This is a genomic window from Methylibium sp. T29-B (assembly GCF_000576225.1).
Classification (GTDB): domain Bacteria; phylum Pseudomonadota; class Gammaproteobacteria; order Burkholderiales; family Burkholderiaceae_C; genus Methylibium; species Methylibium petroleiphilum.
Map to the genome: position 1 here is coordinate 1 of NZ_AZSN01000135.1, position 9,750 is coordinate 9,750.

The window sequence follows — 9,750 nt, forward strand, 5'->3', positions numbered from 1 at the left end:
CCGGTGCCGGTGCCGGTGCCGCCACGACGGCGGCCGGCGCGGCCTTGGCAGCCGGCACCGGGGCCTGGCCCCCCACGAAGGCGCGGATGCTGGTCAGCAGCTCCGAGGTGTCGAGCACTTCACCGCCCGCACCCTGGTGGCGCGCCAGCTGCGAGCGCAGCGCATCGCCGGACTGCAGCAGCACGTCGACCATCGCTGCGGTCGGCTGCAGCTCGTGGCGGCGCAGCTTGTCGAGCAACGTCTCCATCTGGTGCGTCAGCTCGGCCACGTCGGCGAAGCCAAAGGTCGCCGCGCCGCCCTTGATGGAGTGGGCGCAGCGGAAGATGGCGTTGAGTTCCTCGTCGTCGGCCGCGGCCACGTCGATCGCGAGCAGCTGTTGCTCCATGCGATCGAGGTTCTCGCCGGCTTCCTCGAAGAAGACCTGGTAGAACTGGCTCAGGTCGATGCCGGCGCCCTGGTTGGCACTGGCCGTGTTCGTGTCGCCCATGTCGATTCCTCGTGTCTCGTCTTGACGGGGCTCAGCGAATGACCTTCTTGATCACCTCGAGCAGCTTGGCCGGGTCGAAGGGCTTGACCATCCATCCGGTCGCACCGGCAGCCCGGCCGGCCTGTTTCATCTGGTCGCTGGACTCGGTGGTCAGGATCAGGATGGGCGTGGCCTTGAAGCTCGGGTGCTCGCGCAGCTTCTTGGTCAGGCCGATGCCATCGAGCTGGGGCATGTTCTGGTCGGTGAGCACCAGGTCGAACTGGCGCTGCGCGGCCTTGTCGTACGCGTCCTGGCCGTCGACGGCCTCGGTGACGTCGTAACCAGCGCTCTTGAGGGTGAAGGACACCATCTGCCGCATCGATGCGGAATCGTCCACGGCCAGGATTGAATGCATTGCGCTCTCCGGATTTCTCGGTGACTTATCGGTTGCTGGAGGAACTACTTGAGTGCGGCGACACCGCGCTAGAACAGCTCGACGGTGCCGGCGTCCATTTCGTCCTGCGTCACGGGATTCGGACGCAGCGGCGGGGGGCGATCACCGCCTCGCCGTCGGCGTCTGCGCCGAACGCATCGCGCGCCAGCTGGTCGGCGCAGTTGCGCAGGCGCTGGTGGGTGTGGGCGATCAGCTGCGAGGCCATGTCCTGGAACTGCAGGGCCGTGACGGCTTCTCCGAGCAGGCGGCGCACGTCGCGGACGGTGCCGGCATCGATCGCGTCGCCTCCGTCCAGCTGGCCGACAGCGCCGTGGAAGCGCTGCATCAGCGCATCGCAGGTGTCGGCGAGCAGGCGCTGCAGGCGGTCGAGATCGTTGCTGGCCATCATCAGATGGTCCTGCAGGTCCGCAGCCAGCAGCAGCGGCAGCGCCGGTTCGGCGGAGATCTGGGCTTGTGGCATCGTTGTCTTCGCAAATGGGCGCAGCGCGAACGCTGCGGGCGTGCGCCCGTCCTCACGCGCTCGGGGCGCGCTGCCTCCGGTCGGGTGCGGCTTGGCACAATTCTTCGCCAGCCCTCCGTTCCGCGGTGTCAAGATCACGGGGCCAAACGACCGCCAGTTCGACCCTTCCACCCATGCCGGCACCCGATCTGTCCCCTTTACCCCCCGCCCTGTCCACCGTGCCGCTGCGGCTGCGGGTGCTGCACCTGGAGGATTCGGAACTCGATCACGAATTGATGCTGGCCCACCTGCGGCGTGGCGGCATCGATCCCGACGCGCTGCGCGTCGAATCCGAGGCCGGGTACCGGGCCGCGCTGGCCGAACCCTGGGACGTGGTGGTCAGCGACTACAACCTGCCGGGCTTCTCGGGCCTGCGCGCCCTGGAGATCCTGCGCGACAGCCGGCTGCTGCTGCCCTTCATCCTGGTCTCGGGCGAGATCGGCGAGCAGGTGGCGGTGCAGGCCATGCTGACCGGCGCCAACGACTACCTGCTGAAGGAAAACCTGGCGCGGCTGGTGCCGGCCCTGCTGCACGCGATCGAAGGCACCGAGGCGCTGCGTGCCAAGCAGGAAGCCGACCTGGCCCTGGGCCAGAGCGAGCAGCGCCTGCGCGAACTGGCCCAGCACCTGCAGGCAAACATCGAGGCCGAGCGCACGGCGATCGCCCGCGAGATCCACGACGACGTGGGCGGGTCGCTGACCGCGCTGAAGTTCGACCTGGCGTGGATCGAGCGGCACGCCCGAGACCCGGCGGTGGCGCAGCGCGCGCAGGGCGCACTGGAGACCGTGACGCTGGCGATCGAGTCGAGCCAGCGCATCATGCACAACCTGCGCCCGGCCATCCTGGAACAAGGCCTGATCGCGGCGCTGCAGTGGATGACCCAGCGCTTCGAGAAGCGCAATGGCGTGGTGACGGTGTTCCGCACCAGCCGCGACGAGTTGCCGCCGCTGCCGGCGGGCGTCCCGCTGGCCGCCTACCGCACCGCGCAGGAGGCCCTCACCAACATCAGCAAGCACGCCTACGCGACCCGCGTGGAAGTCGATCTCACGGTCGCCGGCCGCGTGCTGTCGCTCGAGGTCAGCGACAACGGCCGCGGCCTGATCCAGGAGGACCTCGCCAAGGCCCGCTCCTTCGGCATCCGCGGATTGCGTGAACGCGCGGCACAGGTCGGCGGCTGGGTCGACCTCTCCAGCGGACCGGGCGGCACCACCATCATCCTGTCGGTGCCGCTCGAGGCCGGCGGAGATACCGGGCACGGCGAGTTCGACGGCCTGCAGGACGACCCGGACGACCCGACCTCCTGGGACATGCTGCGGTGAAGGCGGCCCCTGCGATGGGCTGGCCCGACGGGCCGTGACCGCGGTAGAGTGGAAGCATGCAGTCATCCTCCCTCGCAGCGCCGTCATGACCGTCCGCGTCATCCTCTGCGACGACCACGCACTGATCCGGCGCGGCATCCGCGACACGCTGTCGGATGCGCCCGACATCGAGGTCGTGGGCGAGGCGGGCGACTACGGCGAGCTGCGCAGCCTGCTTCGTGACACCGACTGCGACGTGCTGGTGCTCGACATCAACCTGCCGGGTCGCAGCGGCCTCGACGTGCTGCACGTGCTGAAGGAGGAAGGCTCGGCGCTGCGCGTGCTGGTGGTGTCGATGTACCCCGAGGACCAGTATGCGATCCGCGCGCTGCGCGCCGGCGCCTACGGCTACGTCAACAAGGGCAGCGACACCCAGCTCATCGTCGAGGCGGTGCGGATGGTGGCCAAGGGCCGCAAGTACATCACGCCCGAGATCGCGCAGATGCTGGCCGAGAGCCTGAGCCAGCCGGCCACCGAGATCGCCCACGAGAAGCTGTCGGACCGCGAGCTGCAGACGCTGGTGCTGATCGCGTCGGGCAAGCGGCTGTCGGACATCGCCGCCGAACTGACGCTGAGCCCGAAGACCGTCAGCGTCTACCGCGCCCGCGTGCTGGAGAAGCTGGCCCTGACCAACAACTCCGAGCTCACGGTCTACGCCATCCGAAACGGCCTGGTATGAGGCTCGGCCGCGACCGAGCCTGACCCCCGTCTCCATTCATCTTGTGCAACGCCCCGGGAGAGCCGCGATGCTGAGCCTGCGCCCCAACTGCGAATGCTGCAATGCCGATCTGCCGCCCGAAGCGGCCGACGCGCGGATCTGCAGCTTCGAATGCACGTTCTGCGCCGATTGCGCCGACACCCGGCTGCAGGGCCGCTGCCCCAACTGCGGTGGCGAGTTGCTGGCCCGCCCTCGCCGGCCGGCCGCGGCGCTGGCGCGCCACCCGGCCTCGACCGAACGGGTGTTCAAGCCCGCGGGCTGCGCGCCGTCCGGCGCCTGAACGCCGATGCAGGCCGAAGCCAGCGTGCGCCTGAGCGGCGGTTGCCTGTGCGGCGCGGTGCGCTACGAACTCGACCGGGCGCCCGGGCCGATCGTGCTCTGCCATTGCGGCCAGTGCCGCAAGGCGCAGGGCTCGGCTTTCGCCACGGTGGCCCCGGTGGCCGTGGAAGCTTTCCGGCTGGTGCGCGGGGTCGATCGGCTGCGCGGCTTTCAGTCCTCACCGGGCAAGTGGCGCAGCTTCTGCGGCGATTGCGGCTCGCCGATCCACAGCCGCCGCGACGACCGGCCCGCGGTGCTGCGGCTGCGCGTGGGCAGCCTCGACGATCCCTTCGACCAGCGGCCCGCCGCGCACATCCACGTGGCGTCGAAGGCGGCGTGGTGGACGATCGACGACGCGCTGCCGCAATACCCGGGCATCGAACCGGGCCGCTGACCGTCCGGCCCTACTGCAGGGTGCGCAGGTGCACCACGCGCTGCTGGGTGCCCGGGTGGGTGGCGGTGGCCTTGATCATCGGCAGGTGCTGGAACAGGACCAGCGGCGTGTCCTCGGGCTCGCCCAGATGCCGGATCAGCCGCATCGCGAAGGCATCGGCCTCGTATTCGTGCTCGTGCGACAGCTGCGAGGCCTCACGGCCCAGCACGCCGGCGATGGCGTCGGTGTGCGCCTGCACCACCTCCCCGGGGATGTGTCGCTTGTAGAGTTGTCCGAGCTGAGCCCAGTGGCGATGCATCACGTGGCCGAGCTCGTGGGCCAGCACGAAGCTGCGCTCGCTCTCGCTCATGTCGGCGAGCGACACGTTCGCGGCGACCACGCGCCCCATCAGGCACACCGCGAGCAACGGCCCCCGCACGACCAGCAAGCGGACGTCACCGGGCATGTCCGCCGCGTCCAGGACCCGCTGGAAGCTGCGGCGAACCACCTGCACGGCAGGGTCGGCTTCGTCGACCTGGGCCTCGGTCAGCGCGTCGAGCTGCATCTGCTGTGAACGCTGCAGCACGGCAAGGATGTCGTCTTCGCACCATGCTGGTGCTGCAAACGAAGCAAGCAGGGACAACAGGATGGCGCGCATCAGAACCTCCGCACGTCAATATCAGGGTTGACCCTAGATTCCATGCAATCGCCGTACCAGATTCGCACAATACGGGGCGAGGTCCGTGCGCTCCTGCCGATCCCGGCCGTCTGGCCGCTACTGGAACTGCGCCAGCATCCGCTCCAGCGCCATCGTGAACGGCTGTTCCATGAAGGGGAGGGTCAGCGTGATGCCGATCAGGCCGACGCCGAGCGTGATCGGGAAGCCGATCGCGAAGATGTTGATCTGCGAGGCCACGCGCGAGATCAGCCCCAGCACGAGGTTCATGAACAGCAGCATCGTGATGATCGGCAGCGCGATCCACAGCCCGAGGCGGAACACCTCCGCGCCCCAGAGCTGCGGTTGCAGGGCCGACAGGAAGGACAGCGGGGCGGCCTCGGGCGCGGCCACCGGGAAAGCATGGAAGCTCTGGATCACGGCCGCGGTCAGCAGCAGGTGACCGTTCATCACGACGAACAGCCAGGCCGCGCTGGTGCCGAAGAAGCGGCTGACCGCGGTGGATTGCGAGGCGCTGATGGGATCGAAGAAGGACGCGAAGTTCAGGCCCATCTGCAGGCCGATCATCTCGCCGGCGAACTCGATGCCGGCCATGACGATGCGCGCCGAGAAGCCGAGGGCCAGCCCGATCACCAGCTGCTGGATCACCGCCTCGAAGGCCTGCGCGCTGTCGAGCGCGATCACCGGCATCGGCGGCAGCGAAGCCTGGGCCGCGACGGTGATGAAGAAGGCCAGCGCCACCTTCACCCGCACCGGCACGCTGCGCATGCTCAGCACCGGGGCACTGACGAACAGCGCCAGCACTCGCAGGAAGGGCCAGACCATCGGGCTCAGCCAGGCGGTGAGCTGGGCCTCGTCGAAGGTGAACATGGTCGGTTCGTCGGGGGCGGCATCCGCCGGCCGCTGAAGCGGCTAGCCGACGACGGTCGGGATCGCCTGCAGCGTGCGCTGCAGGTACTCGACGATCGTGGTGAGCATCCAGGGCCCGGCGATCGCGAGTACCGCAACCGCGGCGATCAGCTTGGGCACGAAGCTCAGCGTCGACTCGTTGATCTGGGTGGCGGCCTGGAACACGCTGATCAGCAGGCCGACCACCAGGATGGTCAGCAGCATCGGCGCGCTGATCATCAGCAGCAGGACCAGACCCTGCTGGCCGAAGGTGAAGACTTGTTGGGCATCCATGGCGGTGGGGTCAGGTGGCGAAGGAGGCAGCGAGCGAGCCGAGCAGCAGGTTCCAGCCGTCGGCCAGCACGAACAGCATCAGCTTGAAGGGCAGTGCCACCAGCACCGGGCTGAGCATCATCATGCCCAGGCTCATCAGCACGCTGGCGACGATCATGTCGATGATCAGGAAGGGAATGAAGATCAGGAAGCCGATCTGAAAGGCGCTCTTGAGCTCGCTGGTCACGAAGGCCGGCACCAGCACGCGGAACGGCGCGTCCTCGCCCTTCACCGCCGGGTCGAGCTTGGCGAGCCGGGCGAACAGCATCAGGTCGCTCTGGCGCGTCTGCTTCAGCATGAAGGACCGCATCGGCGCCTCGCCGCGGGCCAGCGCCTCGTCGAAGGCGATCTGGTTGGCCGCGAAGGGCTTGTAGGCATCGTTGTAGACCTTGTCGATGGTCGGCCCCATGACGAACAGCGTCAGGAACAGCGACAGGCCGATCAGCACCTGGTTGGGCGGCACCGACTGCGTGCCCAGCGCCTGGCGCAGCAGGCTCAGCACGATGACGATGCGGGTGAAGCCGGTCATCATCAGCAGCACGGCCGGCAGGAAGCTCAGCGCGGTGAAGAACAGCAGGGTCTGGATCGGCACCGAGTAGCTGGTGCCGCCCGCGCCCTGTCCGACGATCAGCGGCAGGTTCGCGTTGCCGCCCGCCGCCTGCGCTAAAGCCGCTGCAGGAAGTGCCGACAACACCGATACGGCGGCGATCAGCGCGACGCGCCTGTGACGCCACAAGAAGGAAGCGGCACCGATGCCCGCGAGCAGACGCCGCGGATCCGGCTCCGCCGGTCCGCCAGCGTCGCTCCCTCGAGGGAGAGCGGCGCTGTCGCAGCGGAGATGGTCAGTTCCTTGCATCGCGAACCTTCTTCAGCAATGCGGCGAACGGCGCCTCGGGGGCGGCAGCATTCGCGGCCATGTCAGCCTGCGGCGACAAGGTGTGCAACGCGGTGATGGACTGCGGCGTGACGCCCAGCACCAGCCAGCGGCGCTCCTCGCCCTGGCCGACCTCGACGGTCACGATGCGCTGGTGCGGACCGAGCGCCATGCTGCCGACGGTGCGCGTCAGAGCGTTCGCCTGGCTCATCGCTGCGCCGTAGGGCGTGCGCTTGAGCAGCCACAGCGCCAGCGGGATGGCCGCCACGATGACGACGAACCACAACAGGCCGAAGCCCAGGGAACCGGACATCATGTCGCGCGCTTTCCGGAGGGCCGGATCAGCCGCCGCGGCTCAGCCGGCGCATGCGCTCGCTGGGCGTCACGATGTCGGTCAGGCGGATGCCGAACTTGTCGTTCACCACCACCACCTCGCCCTGGGCGATCAGGTAGCCGTTGACCAGCACGTCCATCGGCTCGCCGGCCAGCGCGTCGAGCTCGACCACCGAGCCCTGCGCCAGCTGCAGGATGTGCTTGATCGGGATGCGTGTGCGGCCCAGCTCCACGGTGAGCTGCACCGGGATGTCGAGGATCATGTTGATGTCGTTGCCCGCGCCGCCTCCCGGGGTGGGCGCGAAGTTGGCGAACGACGCCGGCGCCACCTGCTCGGCCGTCGTGACGACCTCGCTGCCGGGCGACTGTTGCTCGAGCGCGGCGGCCCACTCGGCGGCCATCGCGTCCTGTTCGTCGTTCGGTGCGGCATCAGCATGGTGTTCTCCCAGCCAGGACGGGCCCTGGTTCGTCAGCAGTTGATCGATCTTGATGGCGTACTTGCCGTTGCTCGTGCCGTAGTGGCAGTCGAACACCGGCACGCCGTCCACCTTGGCGTGGACCACCTGGTCCAGGTCGAGCTCGATGAAGTCGCCCGGCTTCAGCGCGAGCAACTGCTCGACCGTGGCCGGCGCCTGCGCCAGCTCGGCCACCAGGTCGACCTCGGCGGCCTGGATCTGCTGCGTCAGCAGCTTGACCCAGCGGCGGTCGGGCTCGTTGGCATCCCCCTGCACGGTGGAGTACAGCGTGTCGCGGATCGGCTCCAGCGTGGCGTACGGAATGCAGAAATGGATGGTGCCGCTGGTGTCGCCGATCTCGACGGTGAATGAGGTGGTCACGACGATCTCGCTCGGCGCGGCGATGGTCGCGAACTGCGGCTGCATCTCCGAACGCTGGTACTCCAGCTCGACCGGGTAGACACCGGCCCAGGCCTTCTTGTACTCGGCCGAGATCACCTCGACCAGGCGCGAGATCACGCGCAGCTCGGTCGGCGAAAATCACGCCCCTCGATGCGGGTGTGGAACTTGCCGGCCCCGCCGAACAGCGCGTCGATCACCGCGAACACCAGCGTCGGATCGCAGACGATCAGCCCGCTGCCGCGCAGCGGTCGCACCGCCATGATGTTGAAGTTGGTCGGCACCACGATCTCGCGCAGGAAGGCGCTGTACTTCTGCACCTTGATCGTGCCGACCGCCACCTCCGGCGTGCGCCGGATGAAATTGAACAGGCCGATGCGGATGTTGCGGGAGAAGCGCTCGTTGATGATCTCCATCGTGGGCATGCGCCCACGCACGATGCGCTCCTGGCTCGCCAGGTTGTAGTCGCGCACGCCGCCCTGCTCGACCTCCTCGGTCTCGAGCTTCTGGCTCTCGCCGGTGATGCCCTGCAACAGCGCATCCACCTCGTCCTGCGACAGGATCTGCTGATTCATGGTGCCCCTCGTCCGACGAGGACGTCAGCCGGTCCCCCGAGGGGACGCGGGCCGGCTTGGGAGCGGCCCGGCGCTCGGCCCGCAGGCACGGCACGACGCGAGCGGACGCCGCGGACCCGGCTTTGCCGATCCGCCAGCGTCGCCCCCCCGGGGGGGAGCGGCGAAACCGCAACGGGGGGGTACGTCATTGGATGATGAAGCTGGAGAAATGCACGTGCTCGACCGGGTTGTGCACGGCCGGGGCCTTCTTGCGCTTCTTCTTGACCGGCTTTTCTTCGGCATCGGTGTCGGCCGCCGCGTCATGCGCCGGCGCGTCGTCGATCTCGATCTCGATGCCCAGGGGCCGCACCGACTCGCGCATGATCTCGGCCGCCAGCTTTTCCTTGCCAGCACGCTCGAGCAGCTCGCCCGAGGTCTTGTGCGACAGGATCATCAGCACGCCGTTGCGGATGGCCGGCATGTAGAGCTTGAGTTCCTCGGCCACCTTGGGGTCGTCGACCTGCAGCGTGACGCCGATCTGCGCGAAGCGCTCCTGGTCGCGATCGGCTAGGTTCACGACGAAGGGCTCGAGCGGCAGGAAATTGGGTGGCGCCTTGTGGTCCTTCTTGCCGGCATCGTGCGCCACTTCTTCCGCATCGTCGCCTTCCTCGGCGGCCGCAGCGGCCTCGGCGGCCTTCTTCTTCAGCAGGTAGACCGCGGCGCCACCCCCGGCTGCCACGAGCAGCGCCACGATCGCCAGGATCATGACGAGCTTCTTCGGCAGGCCCTTCTTGGCCTTCTTCGGCACTTCGACGGCATCGGCCGCGGCTGCAGACATCGGGAACTCCTTGCCATGAACGCGCACGGAGCAGACGCCGCCGCACGCAGGGAATGGAAAGGATTATTCGAGCCGGCCCTCACGGCGAAGCCGCGATAAGGGGGGCGAAACCGGCGCTTACCGCCGCCCCCTGCCACCGCCGCGGCGTGCGCCGCGTGCTAGGCGTAGAGGTCGAGCAGGCCGCGGGCCGCGGGTGGGCGCGCGCCCGCCGGGC

Annotated in this window: 13 protein-coding genes and 2 pseudogenes; 4 read left to right on the top strand and 11 right to left on the bottom strand. The window is 68.5% G+C overall.

Features of this window, described 5'->3' with window-relative positions:
* From Y694_RS16925 to Y694_RS16935, 3 genes and pseudogenes are all read right to left on the bottom strand, one after another.
* On the bottom strand, window positions 1-487 hold a 487-nt coding region (locus Y694_RS16925), incomplete at its 3' end, for an Hpt domain-containing protein (RefSeq protein WP_036234652.1).
* Window positions 488-518: 31 nt separating this feature from the next.
* A complete protein-coding gene (locus tag Y694_RS16930; RefSeq protein WP_011828184.1) occupies window positions 519-881 on the bottom strand; it encodes a response regulator in 363 nt (120 codons plus the stop codon).
* Window positions 882-949: 68 nt separating this feature from the next.
* Window positions 950-1,380: pseudogene (locus tag Y694_RS16935) on the bottom strand (hypothetical protein).
* Window positions 1,381-1,553: 173 nt separating this feature from the next.
* Here Y694_RS16935 and Y694_RS16940 point away from each other — a divergent pair.
* The 4 genes from Y694_RS16940 to Y694_RS16955 all read left to right on the top strand — a co-directional run bounded on the left by Y694_RS16940 (window position 1,554) and on the right by Y694_RS16955 (window position 4,207).
* Window positions 1,554-2,738, top strand: a complete 1,185-nt coding sequence (locus tag Y694_RS16940) for a sensor histidine kinase (RefSeq protein ID WP_051495852.1) — start codon at window positions 1,554-1,556, stop codon at window positions 2,736-2,738.
* Between the two features lie 85 nt (window positions 2,739-2,823).
* On the top strand, window positions 2,824-3,456 hold the full coding sequence (locus tag Y694_RS16945) for a response regulator transcription factor (protein WP_011828181.1): 633 nt from the start codon (window positions 2,824-2,826) through the stop codon (window positions 3,454-3,456).
* Window positions 3,457-3,523: 67 nt separating this feature from the next.
* Window positions 3,524-3,775, top strand: coding sequence for a DUF1272 domain-containing protein (locus Y694_RS16950; RefSeq protein WP_011828180.1), 252 nt, complete (start codon window positions 3,524-3,526; stop codon window positions 3,773-3,775).
* Between the two features lie 6 nt (window positions 3,776-3,781).
* Window positions 3,782-4,207 carry a GFA family protein gene (locus Y694_RS16955; RefSeq protein WP_036234656.1) on the top strand — a complete coding sequence of 142 codons (426 nt, stop codon included), beginning with the start codon at window positions 3,782-3,784 and terminating at the stop codon, window positions 4,205-4,207.
* A gap of 10 nt (window positions 4,208-4,217) precedes the next feature.
* Here Y694_RS16955 and Y694_RS16960 read toward each other — a convergent pair whose 3' ends face one another.
* From Y694_RS16960 to fliL, 8 genes and pseudogenes are all read right to left on the bottom strand, one after another.
* Window positions 4,218-4,844, bottom strand: coding sequence for a M48 family metalloprotease (locus Y694_RS16960; protein WP_036234659.1), 627 nt, complete (start codon window positions 4,842-4,844; stop codon window positions 4,218-4,220).
* 117 nt (window positions 4,845-4,961) lie between these two features.
* Window positions 4,962-5,732, bottom strand: coding sequence for a flagellar biosynthetic protein FliR (fliR, locus tag Y694_RS16965; RefSeq protein WP_036234662.1), 771 nt, complete (start codon window positions 5,730-5,732; stop codon window positions 4,962-4,964).
* A gap of 42 nt (window positions 5,733-5,774) precedes the next feature.
* Window positions 5,775-6,044: a flagellar biosynthesis protein FliQ gene (fliQ, locus tag Y694_RS16970; RefSeq protein ID WP_036234665.1), complete on the bottom strand. Its 270-nt coding sequence runs from the start codon at window positions 6,042-6,044 to the stop codon at window positions 5,775-5,777.
* 10 nt (window positions 6,045-6,054) lie between these two features.
* Window positions 6,055-6,819: a flagellar type III secretion system pore protein FliP gene (gene fliP, locus Y694_RS16975; protein WP_051495853.1), complete on the bottom strand. Its 765-nt coding sequence runs from the start codon at window positions 6,817-6,819 to the stop codon at window positions 6,055-6,057.
* Between the two features lie 106 nt (window positions 6,820-6,925).
* Window positions 6,926-7,273 carry a flagellar biosynthetic protein FliO gene (locus tag Y694_RS16980; RefSeq protein WP_231497737.1) on the bottom strand — a complete coding sequence of 116 codons (348 nt, stop codon included), beginning with the start codon at window positions 7,271-7,273 and terminating at the stop codon, window positions 6,926-6,928.
* Window positions 7,274-7,298: 25 nt separating this feature from the next.
* Complete coding sequence (fliN, locus tag Y694_RS26830; RefSeq protein WP_051495854.1) at window positions 7,299-7,691, bottom strand: flagellar motor switch protein FliN; 393 nt, start codon at window positions 7,689-7,691, stop codon at window positions 7,299-7,301.
* A 27-nt stretch (window positions 7,692-7,718) separates the two neighbouring features.
* Window positions 7,719-8,719, bottom strand: a pseudogene (gene fliM, locus Y694_RS16990) (flagellar motor switch protein FliM); the annotation flags it as partial.
* Between the two features lie 184 nt (window positions 8,720-8,903).
* Window positions 8,904-9,536 (bottom strand): flagellar basal body-associated protein FliL, encoded by a 633-nt coding sequence (fliL, locus tag Y694_RS16995; RefSeq protein ID WP_036234667.1) that lies wholly within the window; start codon window positions 9,534-9,536, stop codon window positions 8,904-8,906.
* Window positions 9,537-9,750 lie beyond the last annotated feature (214 nt).